18 protein-coding genes are annotated in these 23,738 nt (G+C 41.0%); 11 read left to right on the forward strand and 7 right to left on the reverse strand.

Annotated elements, in window-relative coordinates; translation table 11 throughout:
* Positions 1 to 90: 90 nt before the first annotated feature.
* The 3 genes from RUMAL_RS07875 to RUMAL_RS07885 are packed head-to-tail and all read left to right on the forward strand — an operon-like array spanning position 91 to position 2,217.
* The gene (locus tag RUMAL_RS07875; protein WP_013498209.1) at positions 91 to 573 is read left to right on the forward strand and encodes an RNA polymerase sigma factor; all 483 of its coding nucleotides are present in this window, start codon (positions 91 to 93) and stop codon (positions 571 to 573) included.
* A gap of 4 nt (positions 574 to 577) precedes the next feature.
* Positions 578 to 1,762: a hypothetical protein gene (locus RUMAL_RS07880; RefSeq protein ID WP_013498210.1), complete on the forward strand. Its 1,185-nt coding sequence runs from the start codon at positions 578 to 580 to the stop codon at positions 1,760 to 1,762.
* On the forward strand, positions 1,759 to 2,217 hold the full coding sequence (locus tag RUMAL_RS07885) for a PASTA domain-containing protein (RefSeq protein WP_013498211.1): 459 nt from the start codon (positions 1,759 to 1,761) through the stop codon (positions 2,215 to 2,217). Before RUMAL_RS07880 ends, RUMAL_RS07885 begins: the two co-directional genes overlap by 4 nt.
* A 179-nt stretch (positions 2,218 to 2,396) precedes the next feature.
* Here the strand turns inward: RUMAL_RS07885 and RUMAL_RS07890 are convergent, their stop codons facing one another.
* The 5 genes from RUMAL_RS07890 to RUMAL_RS07910 all read right to left on the reverse strand — a co-directional run bounded on the left by RUMAL_RS07890 (position 2,397) and on the right by RUMAL_RS07910 (position 5,609).
* Positions 2,397 to 3,410 carry a DUF4179 domain-containing protein gene (locus RUMAL_RS07890; protein ID WP_013498212.1) on the reverse strand — a complete coding sequence of 338 codons (1,014 nt, stop codon included), beginning with the start codon at positions 3,408 to 3,410 and terminating at the stop codon, positions 2,397 to 2,399.
* Positions 3,407 to 3,964 carry an RNA polymerase sigma factor gene (locus RUMAL_RS07895; protein WP_013498213.1) on the reverse strand — a complete coding sequence of 186 codons (558 nt, stop codon included), beginning with the start codon at positions 3,962 to 3,964 and terminating at the stop codon, positions 3,407 to 3,409. The genes RUMAL_RS07890 and RUMAL_RS07895 overlap by 4 nt, the downstream gene beginning before the upstream one ends.
* 425 nt (positions 3,965 to 4,389) lie before the next feature.
* Entirely contained in the window at positions 4,390 to 4,854 is a 465-nt protein-coding gene (locus RUMAL_RS07900) for a flavodoxin (protein WP_013498214.1), read from the reverse strand.
* Between the two features lie 15 nt (positions 4,855 to 4,869).
* Positions 4,870 to 5,403: a flavodoxin family protein gene (locus RUMAL_RS07905; protein WP_013498215.1), complete on the reverse strand. Its 534-nt coding sequence runs from the start codon at positions 5,401 to 5,403 to the stop codon at positions 4,870 to 4,872.
* Between the two features lie 8 nt (positions 5,404 to 5,411).
* Positions 5,412 to 5,609, reverse strand: coding sequence for a hypothetical protein (locus RUMAL_RS07910; protein WP_013498216.1), 198 nt, complete (start codon positions 5,607 to 5,609; stop codon positions 5,412 to 5,414).
* A gap of 434 nt (positions 5,610 to 6,043) precedes the next feature.
* Here RUMAL_RS07910 and RUMAL_RS07915 point away from each other — a divergent pair, with 434 nt between their 5' ends.
* Complete coding sequence (locus RUMAL_RS07915) at positions 6,044 to 7,402, forward strand: hypothetical protein (RefSeq protein ID WP_013498217.1); 1,359 nt, start codon at positions 6,044 to 6,046, stop codon at positions 7,400 to 7,402.
* Positions 7,403 to 7,437: 35 nt separating this feature from the next.
* Here the strand turns inward: RUMAL_RS07915 and RUMAL_RS07920 are convergent, their stop codons facing one another.
* Positions 7,438 to 8,793 (reverse strand): MATE family efflux transporter, encoded by a 1,356-nt coding sequence (locus RUMAL_RS07920; RefSeq protein WP_013498218.1) that lies wholly within the window; start codon positions 8,791 to 8,793, stop codon positions 7,438 to 7,440.
* A 328-nt stretch (positions 8,794 to 9,121) separates the two neighbouring features.
* On the opposite strand from RUMAL_RS07920, the gene RUMAL_RS07925 reads away from it, so the two are divergent.
* The 6 genes from RUMAL_RS07925 (at position 9,122) to RUMAL_RS07950 (ending at position 19,051) form a co-directional block, all read left to right on the forward strand.
* The gene (locus RUMAL_RS07925) at positions 9,122 to 9,496 is read left to right on the forward strand and encodes a GntR family transcriptional regulator (RefSeq protein WP_013498219.1); all 375 of its coding nucleotides are present in this window, start codon (positions 9,122 to 9,124) and stop codon (positions 9,494 to 9,496) included.
* Between the two features lies 1 nt (position 9,497).
* Positions 9,498 to 10,379, forward strand: a complete 882-nt coding sequence (locus RUMAL_RS07930; RefSeq protein ID WP_013498220.1) for an ABC transporter ATP-binding protein — start codon at positions 9,498 to 9,500, stop codon at positions 10,377 to 10,379.
* Positions 10,380 to 10,513: 134 nt separating this feature from the next.
* The gene (locus RUMAL_RS21750) at positions 10,514 to 11,125 is read left to right on the forward strand and encodes a hypothetical protein (protein WP_154662768.1); all 612 of its coding nucleotides are present in this window, start codon (positions 10,514 to 10,516) and stop codon (positions 11,123 to 11,125) included.
* Positions 11,125 to 11,814 carry an ABC-2 transporter permease gene (locus RUMAL_RS07940; protein WP_013498222.1) on the forward strand — a complete coding sequence of 230 codons (690 nt, stop codon included), beginning with the start codon at positions 11,125 to 11,127 and terminating at the stop codon, positions 11,812 to 11,814. Before RUMAL_RS21750 ends, RUMAL_RS07940 begins: the two co-directional genes overlap by 1 nt.
* Positions 11,815 to 12,523: 709 nt before the next feature.
* Positions 12,524 to 18,280, forward strand: coding sequence for a dockerin type I domain-containing protein (locus RUMAL_RS22445; RefSeq protein ID WP_043550714.1), 5,757 nt, complete (start codon positions 12,524 to 12,526; stop codon positions 18,278 to 18,280).
* Positions 18,281 to 18,445: 165 nt separating this feature from the next.
* Positions 18,446 to 19,051 (forward strand): L-2-amino-thiazoline-4-carboxylic acid hydrolase, encoded by a 606-nt coding sequence (locus tag RUMAL_RS07950; RefSeq protein WP_013498224.1) that lies wholly within the window; start codon positions 18,446 to 18,448, stop codon positions 19,049 to 19,051.
* Positions 19,052 to 19,132: 81 nt separating this feature from the next.
* On the opposite strand, the gene RUMAL_RS07955 is transcribed toward RUMAL_RS07950, so the two are convergent.
* Entirely contained in the window at positions 19,133 to 21,748 is a 2,616-nt protein-coding gene (locus RUMAL_RS07955) for a cation-translocating P-type ATPase (RefSeq protein WP_013498225.1), read from the reverse strand.
* A 371-nt stretch (positions 21,749 to 22,119) separates the two neighbouring features.
* Between RUMAL_RS07955 and RUMAL_RS07960 the strand changes: the two genes are divergently transcribed.
* On the forward strand, positions 22,120 to 23,727 hold the full coding sequence (locus RUMAL_RS07960) for a hypothetical protein (protein WP_013498226.1): 1,608 nt from the start codon (positions 22,120 to 22,122) through the stop codon (positions 23,725 to 23,727).
* Positions 23,728 to 23,738 lie beyond the last annotated feature (11 nt).

The raw sequence follows: 23,738 nt of genomic DNA on the forward strand, positions 1-23,738 counted from the left end.
GAAAATTTTTTTATAAAAATGCAATCAAACTGTTATGACATTCGTTTTATAAGTGAAAGCTTTCAAAATTATCCGCGGGGAGGTGAAAAGATGACGATGAGCATAGAAGAAGTGGTTGATAATTATGCCGACCATATCTATCGTGCTGCTTACGCATATCTTTGTGATGCGCATGAAGCCGAAGACGTAGTCAGCGATGTGCTGATGAAGTATTTCTCCATGTGCGAAACACTTGATATCGAAACAGCGGAACATCTTAAAGCGTGGCTGCTTCGTACGGCTATAAACCGATGCAAGGACATTCGCAAGTCATTCCGCTGGAAGCACACTTCCACTCTGGAAGATGTACATAAAACAGAATTCGGGTGGACTGAAGCCGAACTTGATGTGAAACGGGCGGTAGATAAGCTTCCCGAAAAATACAGAGCCATCGTTTATCTTTACTATTATGAGGAGTACAAAACAGAGGAGATAGCACGTATACTCAGCCTGCCGAAAGGAACTGTGGTCTCGCGGCTGAAAAGGGCGCGGGACAGGCTGAAAGATGTGCTTTCGGATTACAGAGAGGAGTGAGCTTATGAGCGCGATAAAAGATATGTACGGCAAAGCAAAGCTTTCCGATGAGAAAAAAGCCGAACTGAAAAATGAGCTCGGTCAGCGATTTCCTCGATATGCGGACAGCATGGAAGATAAAACGGAGGTCATTGGAATGAATGATAATAAAGTACATGAAAGCAACGGACATATAAAGGTACACAGCAAGCTGAGAACAGGTGCAGTAATTGCAGCGGCAGCTGTTGTGGCTGTGATAGGCGGAATGAAACTGGCGAGAGATCAGTACACCGAAAAAGCGTTGATCCAGCCCGCAGGTCAGGGAGAGGATAATTATACAACAGACAGAGAAGATTCTGTAAAAGAAGATTATTCACCTCAAGAGGGTTATATCGAAATAGCAGATAAGACAATTCTCAGAAATATAAAAATTATATATAACTCAGCGCTTGAAGCATATGCGGATCTTATCGATAGCACAGGTGATGAGTTTGTTCTTGGTGAAGAAAAGATCATAACCGCTGAAATGGTCAGACAGTCAAGCAAAAACAATATAGTTCATGAGGATGGCAAATGTTCTGCAATGGAATTTGCAGCAGCACTCAACAAGTCTTTAGCTGATTTAGATGGATTTAATGCAGAACAGTATGATTTTGCTGTTGACTTCATGTTCAATGAGAGTGGTACTAAAACAGTAAGTGTAAACTATGTATACATATTTCTTGATGATGAACACAAATACTTTAACACTTATCCGTCGTATGGATCGAATGGCGGTGTAAGGGAAAATGGTATCACCAAAAGATTAAGTTATGATAGTTCTTGCGCAAAGAAGGTGTATGAAGAATTAGAGGCAGCTATCATAAAATATAACGAAAGCGGTAAGCCCTTAAATATAGATAGTATTCAAGCAGATACTTCAAAAGAATACCTATATTTGATCTGTGATTACGAGCGTGAGGGCTTAGAAGTAAATGATAAAATGAAATTTGCGCGTGAACTTATGAAGGATGGCAGCATAACTAGACAGTTTATTGAAGACGGCAATAATTTCGATGCGGATTTCAAACGTGACGAAAACGGTAATATCATTGGAGTCGAAAGGGTATATGTTGAGATATTCGATGATGAAAGTGCTGAATATGATGAAAACGGCAACCGAAAGTGTGAACGCTTTGATTATCCCGATGAGAATAAAACTGAAAAATGACCGTGACCATTCCCGATGTTGCAGGCAAAAACAAAACCGAAGCTATATCAGAGTTAGAATCGCTGGGATTCAAAATAGACGTGCATCCGATAGAATATGAAGACGTTCCTGAGGATACTGTATTAATAACTAAACCTGAAGCAGGCAATGAAATTGAGTTTGGAAGTCAAGTGAAAATATATTTCAGTGGCACGGCTTCTAAAGAACAGCTTGTTTCAATTCCTGATGTAGTTGGCAAAGATAAAAATGATGCTGTATCAGAGATACAATCTCAGGGATTTAATACTACTATATATTGGATGTACTCCGATACAGTTCCAGAGGGGACTGTTATATTCACCGAACCTAGCTCAGCCAGATCTGTCAGACCTAATGAACGAGTTATGTTGGTTGTCAGCAAAGGGCACTTTGATCCGGCTGAAAAGAAATCAACAAAAGATACATTAGAAAAATAAGCTATCGACTTAATAATAATATCAGGAGCCGCGATCCAGCATCGCGGCTCCTGATCGTTTTTTATAACACACTAGCTATGGCTGAACGCAAAGCTACAAGTCTTACAGTTGATCTCCTTGACAGATTGTTGGAGGTGCTTTGTATTTTCCTGCTGTGGATAAGGGATATGTAAGAAACGTTATTCCAGCGTAAAAGTGATCTCCCAATCTCCGGAAGTATAATCCTGTGCAGTTACAAATTCACCTTGCAGAGTGCATTTGCACAGCTCATCATAAGAAACAGGTATGATCTGTTCCGTATAATTGTCCTTGTTAGTATCATCAGAATAATCAAATCCAAATTCTGTGGTTTCACCTATTTGGACACCATTGGTGTTGCAAAGCTTGATAAAGCCGTGACTGTCGGTATGCGAATTGTCTTCATATCGTGTCAGGATATGAAGCGCACCGTCAATGTATCCGATATTCATTACAGAGACATTTGGTGCGGGAGTGCAAAGCGTTTGTTCGGAAGGAATCAAAAAACGATACTCATGGGGATCGGGAAGCTCGTCATAGGAAAATCCGCCACTGATTTCATTTCGTGTCATGGTCTGTGGTTCATAAGGGATACTGCTCATATCAATAGCTTCAAGTGCCGTCTTCGTTTTAATTTTGCCCGTCATCATCTCATGAACGGAGAAAGTGACCTTACCATTTGGCATAGCGCTGCCGTCCATCGTTTCCAAATGCACCACAAAATAGGCAGTATGGGAATCAGCATCATATTCCGAGAAGCTGCAATGACCTGTCATATCATGGGGAACATTGATGTGATAGCTGTCATACAGATCCCAATCACCGTCAGGACAAGTACCTGTTGTATCGTGCATTGCAAGATATACGCTCGCTTCACTTCCATTACGTTCAGCGGAGATGACCGTCATTTCAATTCCATTATCTTCACACGTTTTCTGTACCGGTTTGAATGTCTGTGCAACAGAAGGAGCAATATGGTATAGGATATTGTACGCAGGATCGACACCAAATGCTGTCAGTGTCGGGAGCGGACAAGTTATCAATGCTGCAGCAGCTGCAACTGAAACTATCCTTTTTGTCCACTTTCGATGTGTGATCGTTCTTTTCGGTATATCAACATCAAGATAACGGTCTTCTATCATTCCGACCGCATTCATAAATGTATCAGCATTCATAGATAATTCTCCTTTTTTAGTTTGGCATAGAGTTTTTTTCGTGTCCTGAACAGCATGGATTTTACCTTGCTTTCAGAAAAACCGTGATTCTCAGCAATCTCGGAAATTGACTGCATATACCAATAACGACGGACAAATAAATTACGTTCTGTATCAGATATGTTTTCAAGAAAATGCTCAATTTCTTCCGCAAGGGCTTGCTCGGATACCTGTTGTTCAACATTCTGATCAGATCTCAGCCACTCAGCAACTTCATCATATATGACTCTGACTTCATCTGCACCGCGTTTTATAGCTTTGTCAGAACGAACACGTTTCAAGCTGATGTTTCGTGTCAGTTTGCCAAGAAATGTTTGCAGACATTCGGGTATGTGTGGTGGAATACTGTTCCATGCTGCAAGCCAGGTCTCGTTAATTGCTTCATCCGCATCTTCGGGGATATGCAGGATATGTTTTGCGATCGTCCGACAATATTTTGTGTATTTCCGTTCGGTATGTACAACGGCATTTTCATTTCGCTGTAAATACATTTCAATGATCTGCTGATCTTCCACTATGTATCTCCTCTCATATTTTATCAGAAGCTTCTACTATAATACTACCCAAACAGAGTGCATTGGTTGCATATATTTCAAAATCTTTTTAAATTATATCACATGAAAGCAGGAAAGACAATACAATGCAGCGCATCAAAAAAATCATTGTCCTTCTCTTAACTTTGATAATAAACTCAAAACCTAAATATATCAGCACTTTGATCCCGGCAAGATCAGAGTGCTGATTTTCATAGGTACATCAGGCACACCGCTACGGATGTTATACGTCATAAGCTCCTATGTTTATGAGTATGGTTATCTGGTGCGCGATCTGTATGTAAAATACAAGACCTGCTATGTTTTATATTCTCCCACAGCAGGTCTTTTTGGTCATTGATAAATAATTACATATATATGATTCTATTTTATTATTCCATCAGGTTTTAATTCATATCTGCAAGTGCTCTGATATCCATATCCGACGGATTGACTTTGCCCTCAACGATCTCGGCATTCGGTGCGCTGTTTTTCAGATTTTCAACAGTCTTTCCGAAACCGCTGCCTCCCGATGTTGCAAAGAGAATGATCTTTTTACCAGAAAAATCACAGCTTTCAAGAAATGAATTGATGATCGTAGGGGCAATATACCACCATACGGGGAATCCTACATAGACGGTGTCATAAGCTGCAATATCAGCACTTTTGTCAGCAAGTTCGGGTCTTGAGCTGTGATCGCTCATCTCAATACTGCTGCGAGACTGCTTGTTCTGCCAGTTGAGATCTGCACTTGTGTAGGGAATAGCAGGCTTTATCTCGTAGAGATCTGCTTCTGCTGCTTCCGCCAGTTTCTTTGCAAGTCTGGCTGTGTTGCCGCTTGCTGAAAAAAACGCAACTAATTTTTTGCTCATAGTTTATTACCTCCGTTATAATGATCTTCCTAATTTGTATGCTTGTTTGGGATAAATGCTCGACGCTGTCATAGACGGACTTCCGCAGCCGTATCCCAGAACCATACCTTTATCCTCAAAATTTATATAGCGCACAAGTGTTTTGTAGTGTGCTGTCAGTGCATCAAATGTCCAGTCATCGGAATTCCAGGCAACTGTCAGAAGTGCCGATCTCAAATGTCTGCTGTTAAGACTGCTGTTGTATGCACAGAAACGGTCAAGCACTATTTTGAGCTGTGCGCTCATGCCGTAGTAATAAAGCGGTGTTGCAAACACCACCATATCACAGGAAAGCAGTGCTTTGCGGATACCCTCATTATCATCACGCTGAACACAGTCGCCTTCGTAACCACAGGCAATACAACCGGTACATGGGTGGATATCTGCATGACAGACATCTACCACTTCGATATTGTGTCCGCTTTCCTCTGCACCTCTTCTGAAATTTTCGACAAGAATGCTCGTTGAGCCTTTTCGGTTAGGACTCCCCATCAGTATTACTATCTTCATTCTGTACCTCACTTTTCTTTGAACTGTAAACATTGTTCTTTTTGCGTGATCTCAGACAGCACATACCCCACAAGCACAAAGAACATCAGTATTGCAAGGTCTTGCAGGATCATCTCCTTTAAACTCATGGTCTGATAAAGCTTTTCACAGGCATTAACGATCTCTTCTCTGCGTGAAGCGGTAAGTTCGGGTGAACCCTTTGGCATTGTACATTCTCTTTTTATAGTGCGGATTGAATTTACAATCGTAAATGCTGTTTATTGTGAATCAGCAATATTATTCTGACATTGTGTCACTATAGATATTATAACACTATTCTGACACTGTGTCAATATATTGCGATGAATTTTTCTATTTTCGGCAATACATACAAAACGTTAATATTATTCTGATACATATCACACAAAGGTATTCTGTAACAAGAATACTATCCCAAAAGGAAAACGGCACATAGAGTGTTCTACGTGCCGCTTTATCGTATTTGCTGATATCATTCTGTCCATAGTAATTGATCATATATAACCGATCGTGCAAATAACTGGACAAAGTAATTTATCCGTGATATAATATGGAAATGAATATCCGATCAACCGAGTACTTTTTGTGAAGTATGGCTGATATAAAGGAGGAGAAAACATTAATGGGAAACTTTTCAAATACAGTGCATTTTAAAATCAAGGACAAAGAAAAATTTATCAAAGGTATCAACGCATATATGAAAAAGAAAGGCTTCGTGCCATGTGATGACGATGAAGCCGTGAAAACTTATATCATTGCGTTATCTGTTGATCAGCAGTGGGCAACTCTTGCTGATATGGACAGCAGTGATGATTCAAGAGCGCTTTTTAATGATGCCAAAGCTATTTCAAAAAGCATGAAACTTCCGTGTATTACCGAGGAAGTAACAGACAGCGATATCGCAGTACTTGAACTCTTTGACAAAACAGGAGAGAGTGCAGATAGGATCGTTGTGGGCGATGGTGAGATCTACGGCATGGGAAATAATGAAATAAAGCCCGAATGCTGGAAACTATTGCTGAATAACAAAGCAGACATCGAAAAACTCATTGAGTTGACCGGTGAAAGTGATCTTTTGGCTGATGAAAGACTTAGCAAAATATCATCGCTATTTGGCGTGGATATGCTTGCTGATAGTGATGAACTCGGCATAAGAAATGACGAAAGTATATTAAGACTCAGTTTTAAAAAGGCTGAAGAAAAAAAGCCAACATTAAACACTTTGTTTACTCAGATCTATGGTGAGGCACTTGAACCATTAGGCTTTAAAAAGCCAAAAGTTCGTATGCCGCTATACGTTCGTGTTATCAACGATGAGATCATACATATTGTCGGTATCCATGATATGAAATCGCATCTGGTGCCTTTTGGAGCGATCGCTACTGTTTACCGCGAAGATCTTTGTATTGACCGTACATTCAGGCAAAACGAAATATGGTATAAAGATCTATGGGATTTCTATCATGAGTGGCATATAACAGACAAGCCATTTGATAAGGGCGGATTTAAATACTATGCTGATTTTATGCCTTTATCAGACGCTGTTCAGAATTCATTGAATGAAACAATGACATGGATACTTCCTGTTCTGGATAATGTTAAAACGCTTAAAGATGTAGTAGATTATGATGCACGAACATTTAAAGAACATATTGCTATTATTTCATTGCCAATAAATGAATCTCTTGCTGCGCCATTCAGTGATACGGTTATCAGGTATATTTTAGATAATCCGCTAGCTGATCTTGAAAAGCGATACTCAGCTGAATTGAAACGTCGAAATGAAGCGAGCATACGAGCTTCACGTTCGCAGGAGAAAATATCACAAAATCTTTTAGAATTTGAACATCGATATAATGAAGCCCGCAAAAGAGTGCAGACATTTCTTGAAGATGAAGAAATACACAAGCAGACAATGGAAGAACTTGAAAGGAGAAAAGAGCATAACCTTGAATTACTCAGGAAATACAAGGTTTTATGATCTCCTGAACGGATGCAGAACTTGTTTTATTCGGCTCACAGCGAAGTTTTTTCCGCTTTTCGATCGATACTTCTTTTGAACTGAACATATACTGCGAAACACATAATTATCTGCAATACTGTAGAACACGGAGTTGCAAGTCCGATCAGGAACAATGAACCGCCTCCGAAGTGCTGCATCACGAATGCAACAGGTATCCTTACAAGAAATGCACCTGCTATACCCTGTATCATTACGAAGCCGGTTTTGGCTATACCATTATAAAAGCCGATAAAGCAGAACAGGAAACAGGTCAGCAGACAGTCGATAGCGTATGCTTTCAGATAGTCATAGGCAGCAGCAACTGTTCCGGGCTTGTTTGAGAATATACCTGCAAGCAGGTCTCCGCGGAAGAATGTCACAAAAAACATAACTACGCCAAAGAATACTGATACAGCTATTCCTGTTCTGAGTGTTTTTACAGCACGGTCATTGTGACCTGCACCATAATTCTGAGCAACAAATGCTGACATCGATTGCATAAATGCAGCAGGGACGAGCATTATAAATCCACATACTTTCTGAGCAACACCTACTCCTGCTGATTCTGTCACGCCGATATTGTTGACTATAGCAAGCATTACAAGAAAGGATATACCGACCAGAAAATCCTGCAAAGCGATCGGTGAACCTATACGGATAATATTCATAGCATAGTGATTTTCTATTTTCAGGTAAGTTCTGTTCAGCTCAAACGGCAATTCTTTCATTTTTATTATAAAAAACGAGATCACTACGCTGATAAGCTGTGCGATAACAGTAGCTATTGCAGCACCCGATGCTCCGAGATGCATTACCGATACAAAGAACAGATCTCCTATGATATTGAATACGCAGGCAATACCGACAGCTATCAAAGGTGTTTTGGAATCTCCGAGTCCTCGGAATATACTTCCGAGAAGATTATAGGCTGTTATGATAAGAAAACCACCGCCGCAGATACGTATATAGCTTTTGGTAAGGTCAAAGGCTTCTTTTGGTGCCTGCATAACAAAGGCAAGTCCGCCTGCACCGATTATGCTTATCAGAGTGAATAATACACCTGTCAAAGCAAAAATAATTAGTCCTGTACCAATTATCTTAGAGGCTTCTTTAGGTCGGCCTTGTCCGATCTTCTGCCCGACAGCTACAGTGATGCCCATTGAAAAGCTGACTATCAGGTTTGTAAGGGTTTGTACTATCTGTGAACCTGTAGATACAGCTGAAACATCTGCGTCTGTGCCGAATCGTCCCACGACCAGCAGATCGACTGCTCCGTATAGCGACTGCAGGAACATAGCAAATAACACAGGCAGCATAAATCTCAACAGCTTCGGCAGTATCGCGCCCTCAGTAAAGTTATTGTTTTTCATTTATATACCTCCATAAAAAAGCCGGATAAAACCGCAGGCATTTCAGCCTGCGGTCTTATCCGGCATTACATTTCCATCGAATGTTTTGCCCTCCGAACCGGCAGAACTTATTATATCACAACAGTTGCTGAAAGTCAAGTCTTTGACCGGCTGAGATGTGCTTCATCATAAGCAAACATCTGCTTTTTAATTTTTTTACAAATACCTCTTGACAAAGTGTAACACAGCTGCTATAATTGTATACATAGTAGTTATACAATTTAGACTTTGATGTTACAATCCGGAGTGTGCATCAAAGTGATATGACCACAAGGAGTGCACGAGTATTATGAATATAAACATCAGCAACTCATCAGGTGAACCTATCTATTTGCAGATAGCGAACCAGATAAAGACGCTGATACTTGAAGGGAAGCTGGGAGAGGGTGAAGCGTTGCCATCAATGCGGCTCCTCGCTACGGAACTTCGTATCAGCTTCATGACGACAAAGCGAGCCTACGAGGAGCTTGAACGAGACGGCTTTATCGAGTCGTATACGGGCAGAGGCTCTTTTGTAAAAGCGCAGAATTTAGAGATATATCGTGAGGAGCAGATCAAACGTGTAGAATCACTGCTTATGGAGGCAGGAGATACAGCTCGTAAGGCAGGTATCACTATGGAGGAGCTACACGAGCTTCTTGACCTAGTAAATGGAGGAGAATAAAATGAATGAATATGAAAACGCCATAGAGTTACGCGGCGTAAGCAAGACTTATAAGGACTTTGGTCTGGAAAATGTCAGCTTTAAAGTTCCCAAAGGCTGCATCATGGGCTTTATAGGACAGAACGGAGCAGGCAAGACCACTACTATACGCAGTATGCTGAATATCACTAAGATAAACAGCGGAGAGATAAGTCTGCTGGGGCTTGACCATGTACAGAACGAAGCAGAGATCAAAAAGCGTATCGCTGTTGTATTTGACGATCTGCCATTTCATGATATGTTTACAGTAAAGGATATAGCAAAGATATTTGAGGGTCTGTATCCTGAATGGGACAATAATGTATATCTGTATTATTTAGATCTTTTTCAACTGCCTTACAAGAAGAAGATAGGAAAGTTTTCCAAGGGTATGAAAATGAAACTGCAGATAGCCTGTGCGCTGTCACATAATGCGGAGCTGCTTATAATGGACGAGGCAACAGCAGGTCTTGACCCTGTAGTTCGTGATGAGATACTTCACATTTTTATGGAATATCTTCAGGACGGTGAGCGTTCTATCCTTATGTCATCGCATATCACTTCTGATCTTGAAAAGATAGCTGATATGGTCACATTCATAGATAAGGGCAGGATACTGCTAACAGGCTACAAGGATGAACTGATCGAGCGACATGGTATCATAAAGTGCGGCTACGATAAACTGACAAAGATAGATCCTGATGATATCGTCAGCATCCGTACCAATAACTTTGGCGCGGAGGTAATGGTGAATAATAAAGAGCAGGCTCTCAGCAAGTACAGTGACTGCATTATAGATCCTGCTAACATTGATGATATAATGCTGTTCTATGTTCATCGTTATGATGAGGAGTGGTTAAGATGAAAATGTACCGTTCTTTGATATACAGAAGTTTAAGGTTAAAGCGTACCAGAGACAGATTGTTTTTATTTTTGATACTGTTATTGGATGCTTTCTTTTCAGTGTTGTTTTTAGTGCCTGTTTCTGATCCGGCTAAAATGAAAGATCATATGCTGGTGTTCTGCGTCTTTTCTTTTATGCTTGCGATGCTTTGCGGTATGTTTGCGGGTGCAAATAACGGCGTTTACAGAATGGATGCTAATACCGGCTGGAACCATTATATCCGCGTTCTTCCCCCGACACCTATGCAGCAGGCAGTAGCAGATCTTCTGATAAAGCTGATCTACATACTGATCTACGGTACTATTATAATAGTATACTCACTCTTTATAGAAAATAATTTAGGTCAGCATCTGACGTGCTATGCGGTGAATATATTCCTGTTTTTCGCAACGCTCTTTGTGATCATTGATATTGTATACAGCTTTGTTGTCAGGTTCGCCCAAACCAGAGCACAGCTGGAGTTAATGGGTCTTGCTGCTATAGTATGCGCTGTGATCATAATAATCAAAGTTTGCACCATGGATTTTACTATACAAATGGATTCTCCTGTACCTTTCGGACATCCTTTATATGGTGACAGCTCGTACTTATTTGCATCATTTATTGCATCAGGCAAGGTAACTGCCGTTGCAGTATCATCCTTTGTGATCTCCCTTGGATCGTATTTTCTTACAATGTGGCGTTTGCACGAAAGGAGAGAACCATAGTGAAAGGACTTGTATATAAGGAATGGAAACAGAACCATCGTTCCATTCTTTCAATGATACTTTGTGCGTTTGCCCCTTTTGCCCTGATCACGCTCCTGGAAGGTGAAGATTCTGCTATGGTTTGCATAATAGCACTTATCATAGGCTTTGTTGTGGCTGGTGCTTTGCAGGTCAGTGTGCTTGACGGTGATGACAAAAAACTCTGGAGTTACTGGGTATCATCCACAGCTGACGGTCACAAGGGCTTTTTGAGGAACAAATATATAATGATATTTGGTATGATAGCGCTGTTTTTGCTTTCTCTGCTGATTTTTGATACAGGTTATCGCAAATATCTCTCTTATGCAGAGCAAACAGATTTTTACAAGATCATGGCTGTCGCACTTCCGCTGAGCATTCTGCAGTTATTCCTTCGTGCGATAGATATTCCGTTTTATTATTTATTCGGCAAAAAGATCGGCAGTGTCATAAAAGTTATAATAATGTCAATAGGTGCTTTTATATTAATATTATATCTTATTGTGTATTCAGACAGCATGGATAAATTATTTGATTTTGGTAAGAGTCTGATAGATTCTAAATACATAACGCTGTCTGTGGTGGTTTTGATAAACCTTGTGATGTACTATCTGTCCTACCGATTGTCCTGCCTGGTGTATCATAAAGGTGCAGAGCATTATGACCACTAGATCAGATATAAAAAATTAATTACAATATAAAGATAGAAAAAATAAAACCATAATGCCGGTCATCAGCCGACATTAGCTATGTGTTAAAAACAAAATGTATATAAATATAATATTACTGAAGGCAGTCTGTGCGATGTGTGCAGGCTGCCTTTTATATGTAGTTAATGCGTGCTGGATGGTTATATTCGGATAATTTATTGTTAGGTTATAGATTTTCAAATTGCTTAATCAAACGTTAATAAATTCGCTAATTAAGTGGTAGCAAAGTCTTTTGAAAGTAAAAAATCTTATCATATACTTAACAGTTTGGAAATTTTCATATAGAATCGACATTCACGTTGTATGATATTTACAAAGATACAGATTAATTAATCAGAAACTATTGACAATGCTGTGAAAGTGTGATATAACTATTAATATGAAATACATAATCTGTCAAAATTATTAAGATTCATTAAAAAGGAGAGTGCGTAAATATGATGTTAAAGTTCTGCTATGCGAACGGTGATTCATATGCTGATGCGTGCTTTTCGCGATATCTATTGATAGATGCGCTCTTTGGATGATTTATCTTTCAGAGCGTTTTGTTTATTCATAAAAAGGAGGACGATTGAATGACAGAGATCGAACATTCAAATGTAGCGGTGCGTACCGCGAACGTACGCAAAATGAGTTAGTCAAAAATTTGAAAGGACAGGTGAATTTAATTATGGCACGTAATTTGTCAAAAGATCTTAAGAGAATGGTAGCAGGACTGTGTGCAGTTCTTATCGTAGGCGGAGCAGTTCCACTGCAGCCACTGGTTAATTTCGGCGGCACTATCAAAGCGGCGGCTACTGATATTGAAGCTACCTACACCAAGGACAGCCCCGAACTTGTTGATGGCGTAATACTAAAAAAAGGTGAGTCGATCGATTTAACAGGTACGAACAATCGATGCCACTTCTATACTGATACAAAAGTCGACATGTATTCTGACGGGTCTTTTACTAGTCATACGAACTGGTGGAATGGTGTTACCAGAATATATGTCGATGATCAGGGTAATGTCAAGGCTTATGTTGGTACTGGTAGTAATCCATATACAACTACTTTCATTCCAAATGACGGCTACACTTTCAAGTTTAGGTATGACAAAATTGAAGAAATTATCGAAGCTTATCAGGTGCCCAATTATGTCAAGGCAGAATCTATTTCTGATCTTAATAAAATGATTGAATGCCCAAATGAAAATGAAGCATATGAATGGGCATTTAGTCACTTAAATGAGGTCGGTCACGATTCAGACTTCCTGGTAATAGTAAGAAAATTAGAGGATGACTACGATGTTTATTGGTATGATCCCTCATTAGAATCTATATATCACTGCAGTAAAACTGAAACAGAAATTTCCGAATATATGGAAGTAGGCAACACTGTCTATTATATCCCCGATGTTGTAAAAACAGCCACTTTATCACCCGGTGGTTTTGTAGAAGGTGATGACTATGCGGTTGTAGGTAATGTTACTGAAGTATCCCCCGGAGATGTTGTAACTATCTATTCCAATAAGAAGTTCAAAACCGACAAGGACTATACTACTCTTGATTTTGAAAAGAATCCTGATACAGAGGGTGATTATGAAGATTTCAAGTACAAGTGCACAATGACCGTTAACGATCAGGCAACTTTCGGTGAAAACGAAGTCATTTCCTTTATCGAAGAATATAAGGTAACTCTGAACTTCCAGGATCTGACAGAAACAGATTATGCTGTAGATTATGACAGCAACGATGTATATGTTACCGACTATGTTGATATATACACCAACAAGCGTTTCTACCTTAATGATACAAATAAGGATTATATCCATTATGACTGGGGAACACAGGACGGTGGTTTTATATTTAATGGAAACACATATCTGTACAAATATCATGTAACATTCCCTAATTATCCTCTTGAAGAAAATGGCACTGCTACTTTCATAGCTGAGAAGAACGTTGATCTGGAATTCAACGATATGGTTGAGGGCATGGATTATGTAGTTGAGGGCGGACTTGATTATGCTTATGTCAAGGACGGTTCTGTTATCTACTCCAACCAGAGCATCACAACAGATATCAGCAAGGCACAGCTTGTGGAGAGCATAAGAAAAGACGGCTTTACTTATAATGAGAAGAATTATAAGTTTAAATACGATGTTACTTATCCGGAAACACTGAATACCGGTGATACGGTTACTTTCACCCACGTTCACGAATATGGCAATCCTCATGTTGATACCGTTAACAAGCCCGATACTATCCTTGCTGAATGCATAGGTGAGAACGGCGAGAATGTCGGCACAGTAGAGCTTGCACTGCTCCAGCCCAAGGAGGTTTACCACTACGGTGATCTGCCTGTAGTTGAAGATGTAGTTATCAAGCCCGAGCAGGTTCCTAATGGTATAACCAAGATCGAACCTTTGAGCCTTTCTATAAGAAAAGCTGACAAGGCAACAACTCAGGAGACCTTTACCGATTTCGGTGAATATGAGCTCTCAGCTGTAGTAAATGTTGGATACGACGGAAAGGATGTACCTTGTACTATCACAAAGACCGTTATGTACGCACCTCGTTCACTGACAGGCGATGAGAACAGTTCTTCAACCGATCCTGGTTACACAGGTTGTCAGTTCTTCCTGAAAACAAAAGTTACATCCGAAGAACAGCAGACACCTAAGTATGATGAAACTCTTCTGAAAGTTGAGAACGGCGTTGTAACTATCCCCGAAAATACCTTTACATATAACGGTGAAGAGCAGAAGCCCACTATCGTTGTAAAGAACACCATAAACGGCACAGTTACCGAACTTACTCAGAAATATATCACCAGCACAGTTGAAGCTAAGGAGGGTGCTACTCCTGATAATGAGTTCTATGAGTTCAAGATCTCCGCAGTAGAGTCTGCAGATCCTGAGACCGACCCTGAAAAATACACAGGCGAAGCTACTATTAAGTGGAGAATTGAAAAGGCTGAGAACACCCTGGAACTGACTCCTAAGGATGATATCGTTTATGACGGTGAGAAGCTGGATATAAACGACTTCAACGCTGATGACAAGGATGATATCCTTAATGATGATAATATCAAGCTTGAATTTGAAGGCAGTAAGGGTTATGAGTATATTGCACCCGATGATGCAGAAACTCCTTACCAGTTGACCGAGGCTGATAACGGCAAGCTGCTGACACCAACTGTTGGATTTACGTATAACGTGCCAACGGGTGAGAATGTAACTTATCAAGCAATTGAATATAGTGTTGAAAATAATGAAGTTAAATCAGAAGTAATTCCTAGTAATGAAGTAATTTCGAGAATTTCGATTGAAAATATAGAGGATCATGACTTTTTGGTAATCTATGGACTTGGTGAATCACCTCTGGATGGATTCTATATTAAAGAAAATGTAAGGGATAGAGCATCTGTAACATTTGAAGATAACGTAGTTACTTTACACATATTCAACGATGAAGTTTACGAGCTGAAGACCGGATCCTCAGGCGATGATGATTACGACATCACCAGCGCAGGCGAGCAGAAGGGTAAGGTTACTATAACTTCCGATAACTATAAGACTAAGGTCATCGACTTTAATACTGCGATCGCCAAGAAGGAAGTAACCGTAGCACCCAACGGCATCAAGGACAATGAGAAGAACACCATAACATGGGGCGAACTCATCAAGGACAGCGATGTTCTGTATACCCAGGACGGCGTAGTAGAAAAGGATAAGCCCAATGGTGGCGAGTATAACTTCGGTCTGATTTTCACACCTGAGGGTTATAACTTTGAAGATGCAAAAGAAAACGATGCAGGCGAGTACAAACTGGTTCCCAGCCAAATATTCGCAGAGTATAACGAGGCTGCTAACAACTACCTGCTGGTACTGCCCAAGAATAATAACGATGAGCAGAACAATGACGGCGATGCTGAGGAAGATGTAAAGCTTGATACCCTGACAATAGTTCCTTATGAGCTGACAAAGGATGATATCACTATCGTAGAAACCGAGTATCAGTATGACTCCAAGACTAAGGAACCTAAGGTAACAGCAACTGCACCTTACAGCGTTAAGAATTCCGATGATACCAAGTACTATACTCTGACCCTTGGTAATGTTGAAAGCCATGACGGCAAGGATGCGTTCATCGAAGGTGTTAGATACGATAATACTGTAAGTGAAAAGAATATATCTGTCAAGACCGACGATACAACCAGCGGTAACTTCACCGCAGGCGAAAAGGGTGTGGAGTTCAAGTGGTACATTAAGAATGGTACACTTGACGTTACTGTCGGTAATATCATTGACAAGGTCTACAACAGCAAACCAGTTCCCAATCCTACCATTACTGTAGTAAACCAGAACGAAGAATCTGTAAAGGGAGTTACCACTAAGTTACAGTATCAGAAGAAGGATGAGGAAACAGGCGAGTTCGGTGAAGCATTTGACGATGCACCCAAGGATGCAGGCACATACAGAGCAGTTGTAACAGCAAACGCAAACAGCTACGATGAGGGTGTCGGATACTCCAACGAATTTACTATCAGCAAGAGAACTGTAAAGGTAACTCTGACCGGACTGCCTGAAGTAGTTGGCTATAAGGATACAGAAGTAAGCTATACACTTAACAGGTATTCAAGTCATAATACTTCTTCTGGTATAATGAACGCAGATATAACAAGCGGTGAAGTTTCTGTTAACGGTAAAGTGATCATAGAAGCAGGCAAGCAGAACGGTGATCATATCACAAATGAAGATCTGCCCGAGATCACAGAAGCACTGGGCAATAACTACACATTTGAATATGATGTAGTACTCAATCTGGCAAATGCTAAGCTTGCAAGGATCGAAGTATCCACAGCTTACATCGATAAGGACGAAACGATCGATCCTGAGGATTACTTCAAGGCTTACGATGAGAACGATCTTGAGATCACCGATAGGTGCAAGGTCATCAACATTGATAATATCAACCAGGTTGGTGAGTACACCATCGAGGTAAAAGACGATTCAGTTGATACTGCTCTCACTGGTACCCTGATCGTTAAGGAGAAGTATGAAGAGATCAAGGATCTGCTGGATACTCTGTCTCCCTCTGAAGATATAGCTCTTGTAGATAAGAAGGTAATAGAAAAGGCACGCGAATCTCTGGATAATATGTCAGATGAGCAGGCTGCTAAGGTTGATCCCGAAGATATCCAGAAGCTGGAAGATCTCGAAGAAGCACTGAAGAAGTATTCAGAAGATATTGCAGCAGTAGAAGCAGTTGAAAAAACCATAGATGAACTTCCTGCAGCAGAAGAAGTTACCAAGGACGATGCTGAGGCAATAGCAGCAGCACGCGAAGCTTATGATGCACTGACAGAAGATCAGAAGTCCGCAGTTAAGGATGACTTGGTCAATAAGCTGGCAGCTGACGAAAAGGCACTGCAGGATATAGCTGACAACGAAGCAGCTGATGCAGTTGAAAATCTGATCGATGAGATAGGCGAAGTTGCTTTCGATGAAACAAGCAAGGCTAAGATCGACGCAGCAGATGAAGCTTATAATGCACTGACCGATGATCAGAAGGCACTTGTTGAGAACAAGCAGACACTTGATGATGCTAAGACAACATACGATAATCTGATCGCTGCTGATAACAATACTAAGGCAGGCGCAGTTGATGAGCTTATCAATGATATAGGCGAAGTTGCTTTCGATGAAGCAAGCAAGGCTAAGATCGACGCAGCCGATGAAGCTTATAATGCACTGACCGACGAACAGAAAGCACTTGTTCAGAACAAGCAGACACTTGATGATGCTAAGACAACATACGATAATCTGATCGCTGCTGATAACAATACTAAGGCAGGCGCAGTTGATGAGCTTATCAATGGTATAGGCGAAGTTGCTTTCGATGAAGCAAGCAAGGCTAAGATCGACGCAGCAGATGAAGCTTATAATGCACTGACTGACGATCAGAAAGAACTTGTTCAGAACAAGCAGACACTTGATGATGCTAAGACAACATACGATAATCTGAAGGCTGCAGATGATAAGAATAAGGCAGATACTGTAAAGAACGCAATAAGTGCTCTCCCTGCAGCAGAAGATGTTACTAAGGATAACGCTGAAGCTATAGCAGCAGCACAGAAGGCTTATGACGAACTTACCGACGAACAGAAGGCTCTGATCGATCCTGAAGTAGTTAAGAAGCTTACTGATGCAGCAGCAGCTGTGGCAGCTCTTGAAGATGATGACTTTGTCAAGGGTGATGTAAGCGGCGATGGTAAGATAACTGTAACTGATGTTTCTAAGGTATCAGCTTACGTAAAGGGCAAGAGCTCACTGACAGATGAAGAGATCAAGCGCGCTGACGTTAACGGCGACGGTATGGTCAACATTTCTGATGTATCTCTCCTGTCTGCTCACGTTAAAGGACGCAAGGCCATTAAATAATGATTTCTAGATTTACCATAAATTTCACGTCCTTCTAAAGATGTTCCCCCGTGTATGTTCACGGGGGAATGTCTTTTTGTAAGAAAAAAATATTGACGTTTTATATTTAGTGTGATATAATATATATGTAGTTAGTCAATACTAATCAACAAAAGGAAAGTGTTTATGAAATCAGCAATAAAAATACTTGATTCCAAAAAGGAGTTCAGAGAAGAGATCGAAAAGATCCTTGAAAAGAAACAATGTGAAGAATTATGGCACAGGGCTGCATCAAGGCTTAACAGCTATCTTGAAAGATATAAGGATCTCCCTGAGGGTGTCCGATCACATACAGATGAAAAGATATTCCCTGCGGCTGCGATGTACCTTAGCGCTAAAGAATTCATGACTGATGAACAGGCTTATTCGGTCATTGAGAATTCATCCATTAAGATATGTAATAAGATAGGTCCGCTTAAAGCTTTAATGAAGATACCCTTTATGCCAGGATTATTCATAAAGATGTGGGACATTGTGACTAAGAAAAGCTTTGGGTCTGCCTGTGGATTTGAAAACAGATTTTACCCTAAAGAAAAAGGTGCTTACCGTATGGATATCCTTGAATGCCCGTACTGCAGATACTTTACTGAACTTGGGTGCCCCGAGCTTACAAAGATATTCTGTGAGAATGATGAGCGAGTTTACGGGGATCTGCCCGGTATCGTATTTGAACGTAAAGGAACGCTGGGCAAGGGTGCAGACAGGTGCGATTTTTACATAAGAAAGACGTGATCGTTTACCGATAATAATAAAAAGAAGTCTGTGAGTTCATGCTCGCAGACTTCTTTCCGTATTATCAAATTTATAATGTGTTCAGGCTTTCTTTACCTTTTTCACAAGCACAACAATCTCGTGTGCCAAAAGCGGCATTATGGAGAGCACAAGTACCAGTCCCCACATAGGAAGTGTCATCTGAACTGTATCGAATATATTTCTGAAAAACGGTATCTCGGTAACTGCAAGCTGACCAAGAAGACCTACTGCAAAAGCAAGTATCATTATCTTGTTATCCAGATGATTGAATTTGAACAGTGAAGTCTCTGTATCACGCATACCTATCGCATGGAAAAGTTCGGATACGGCAAGAGTGCAGAATGCAAGTGTCTGTGACTGCATGAGTATCTGCTTATCGGAAAAACGATCAATGATATTTTTAAGAGTGTATGCTGTTCCCGAAGCTGAAAGATCCCTGATAGGAGCGTACAGGAAAGCGATGAGAGTTACCACAGCAATTATCACGCTGTAAAGACCTACCTTGAAATATCCGCCGTCAGCGAAGATTGATTCGCCGTTCTTACGGGGTCTCTTGTTCATAACGTCAGATGACGAGTTGGGGTCAACACCCAGGGCAAAGCAAGGGAGGGAGTCGGTTAGAAGGTTTACCCACAGTATGTGTACAGCTTTCAGCGGTGCTGCAAAGCCTGCAGCGATAGCCGCAAACATCACAACTACCTCGCTGATATTAGATGAAAGGGCAAAGAGGATAGACTTCTTTACGTTCTCATAGATGTTTCTGCCTTCCTTGACAGCCTTTTCTATGGTGGTGAATTTATCGTCCTGAAGCACGATATCTGCGGCACCCTTGGCAACATCGGTACCTGTTATACCCATTGCAACGCCGACATCAGCTGCTTTCAGCGAGGGTGCATCGTTAACGCCGTCACCTGTCATAGAAGCGATATTGTTGTTAGCCTGTATCGCCTTGACTATCTTTACCTTATGTTCGGGTGAAACTCTTGCAAATATGGAGAGACCAGAAACTCTGTTACGGAGTTCTTCATCGCTCATCTCGTCAAGCTCGTGACCCATTACACACTCATCGGGTCTTTCTGCTATGCCCAGCTTTTTGGCGATAGCAAGGGCGGTATCCTTGTGGTCGCCAGTTATCATTACAGTCTTGATACCTGCACGCTTGAAGGTCTTGATAGATTCCACTACCTCGGGTCTTTCGGGGTCTATCATACCTATCATGCCGATGTAGGTGAGTCCCTGCTCAACAGCGTCCCTGTTATCCTCACGTACAGCAAGTGAAAGCACTCTCAGCGCTTCAAAGGACATTTCAGACATAGCGTTTGATATAAGAGCCATATCCTCATTTGTTATCTCACGCACAGTGCCGTTTACCCTGATGTGGGTACAGCGCATGAGCAGTTCATCGGTGGAGCCTTTGGTGTAGGATATTATCTTTCCGTCCTCGGTGGTGTGGACGGTGGTCATAAGCTTTCTTTCCGAGTCGAAAGCCTTCTCGTTGATACGTGGTACAGACTTTTCTGTAACGGACTTTTCTATACCGTATCTCTTGGCAAAGGCTACGAGAGCAGTCTCGGTAGGGTCGCCTACCTCGGTGCCGTCGGATGCTATCGAAGCATCGTTGCAAAGCATAAGACCCTTGATGAGGGTATCATGCTTATCCTTGTCAAGTGTATCAAGGTCGATGTACTCACCGTTCTCGAATGCCTTTACAACGGTCATCCTGTTCTGTGTAAGTGTGCCTGTCTTATCGGAACAAACATAGCTTACAGCACCAAGAGTCTCAACGGCGGGCATATTCTTTACAATGGCGTTTATCTTAGCCATTCTCTGCATACCCAGAGCCAGCACTATGGTAACGATAGTGGGTATACCCTCGGGTATAGCTGCAACAGCAAGTGAAACGGCTGTCATCAGGAGTTCAAGCACCTCTCTGCCCTGTACGATGCCTATAAGGAACACTATGGCGCATATAACGATAACTGCTATGCCGAGGGTACGGCTGAGTTCGTTCATGCCCTTCTGCAGGGGTGAGGGCTTTTCCTTCTCCTGTCCAACCATATCGGCTATCTTTCCTATCTGTGTATCCATACCCGTATGTACTACCTCGCCTATACCTCTTCCGTAGGTAACGACAGTGGTCATATATGCAAGGTCAAGGCGGTCGCCTATACCTGTCTTTTCATCAGCTACGAACTTCTCATCCTTCTCGACAGGAACAGATTCGCCTGTGAGCGCCTTTTCGTCCATCATCAGGCGTGCTGTTTCAAGCAGTTTCAGGTCGGCAGGGACTTGCTTTCCGGCTTCCAGTACAACGATATCGCCTACAACAAGTTCCTCCGAGGATATTTCCTTGGTCTCGCCGTCACGTATAACAGTGGCTTTCAGCACAGACATTTTCTTCAGTGCATCAAGTGCCTTCTGTGCTTTGCCTTCCTGTACTACGCCTATCACCGCATTGGCTATGACGATAACGAGCATGATTATCGCTTCGCCGTAGTCATGCAGTATTATGGATATGATGATAGCCGCACCCAGTATCGCATTAGTGAAATTAAGTATCTGTGCGAGGAACATCTGCAATACTGTTTTTTGCTTTTCCTCTTTCAGGCAGTTTCGTCCGTTTTCGAGCAGACGTTTTTCGGCTTCAGCCTGAGAAAGCCCTGTGAATTTACTCATAGCAGTATTTACTCCTTTTCATCAAATGATGCATATCTGCACTAGTGATTACTATTATAACATTTTGTTCATTCTTTGTCAACGCTGAAAATGGTAATATGGTAAAGTTTGATATTATATATCAATTCATAAATATATATTGAACTGTTCAAGAAAATTATGATATAATATATCGGAGTAAATAGATTCAAAACTAATGCTTTATCAGTCGAAGTGGAGAGCGATCTTGCTGCCCGTATATCGAATGATGAAGAAAAGATCCTTACTGCCCATAACGAATTTTCGGAAAGGCATTGTTTATAAGGAAGTTAACGATATGAAGAGATTAAGGCTATAGAAAAACTTAGCCGGTTTTTGATCGAGGTGAAATTATGGCTACCATAACATTGAGAAAAAGTAAATTTGACGGATTGGGAAGCGTACTTGACAAGCTTTGCTCGAGCTTTGGAAATTATGACGCTACTATGAAGGAACTCAAGCGTTCTGCGGGTGGTGTTGACAGCTCTACCTGCAATCTGGAAGACGTTATTGATGATATTTCCAATTCTGAAGAAAGCAAAGAAGAAAAGGTCAAGAGGGCGAAAGAACTTAAATCCAAGCTGGATACCTTTGTTAAATCTGCAGTTCAGCGTGAAAAAGATGCGGCAGATGAGATAGTAAAGAAGAAAAAAGAATTCTATAAGAAATACGATTACCTCAAACCGGACTCTGAGAAGAGTTTCTGGGAGAGGATGGGAGATAAGATCTCAGGTGCTGCAAAAGCCATTGGAAAATGGATGCTGGATCATCTTGATGTGATCATTGCTGCAGTAATTATTATTGCGGCAATAGTCATATGTGTTTTCTGTCCTGCGACTGCGATCGCGATCATCGGAATAGTAGTGAGCGCTCTATCGGCAGTGATGGGAATTGCAGATCTTGTATGCATGGCTACTCACGGCGGCAAGGATATTGCTCCTGTTCTGGCTGATAGCGGACATGGTACTTTAGCAAAGATATGGAAAGGAACAAGCACCGGATTAGATGTCGCTTCTATGATCCTGCCTGTGGGTGCGGGTATAAAATCTGCTATGACAGTCGGCAAAAAAACGTTTGCTCAGGCTTCTAAAGCTATGCTGAAAGATACATGGAAGAGTATCAAAGGTATCCCCAAGGGTATTAAAGATGGTTTTGCCGCCTTTAAAACTGCTTGTAAGTCTGATGGCTTTATGAAAACATTAGGCAAAACTGCATGGGGCGGATTCAAGAGCTTAACAGGACTTGATGATATCGCAGAACTGAAGAATATCGGAAAGATAAAGAACAATTCTTTAGTAGCTCTTTCGAGTAAAAACTGGGATGTAGATCTTGACAATATGCGTATGACACCTAAAACGGATAAAGCTCGGAATGCACTTGAAGATGCTAGTAACAAGTTAAATCTGAATGCGAAGTTGGATTCTGTTCCATTAACTAAGAACGGTAAACTGATCGATGTTGATTGGGATAAGATCAGTATGAAGATAGACCTGCCTGATGGGGGAGGTACAATAACACACCTTGGTAAGGATCAGGGCTTTGATATGAAAAACCTGGGATTTGGCGGTGTTAGAGGAAAGGATTATGATTATGCTGTCGAAAAGTTTATAAGTACAGATTATGACAGATTTGGTAATTCAATTAGAAATGAAATATATGGTAATGCCGGTTCAAGAGTCAATACTACTCTTAATGATGTCTTTGGCACAAATGGTGTAAGATATACTTCAACCAGTAAGAAAACAGGTTTGTTTAACTCTTCCGGATTTACTGCTCACGAAAATTATAACATGATGTATGAACATTTTGTTCCTACTGAACTTCATGATATAATATCTCATAGTGGCGGTACTTCTCATTTAGTGAATGAAATCAGTAAAATCAGGAATATTGATCATTTATTTATGAGAAGTGGTGTAAGTACATTAATTAATGGTACGCAGGCTGTTTTATCGGATTAATGAAAGGAAAT

The organism is Ruminococcus albus 7 = DSM 20455 (genome assembly GCF_000179635.2).
Taxonomy (GTDB): Bacteria; Bacillota; Clostridia; order Oscillospirales; family Ruminococcaceae; genus Hominimerdicola; species Hominimerdicola alba.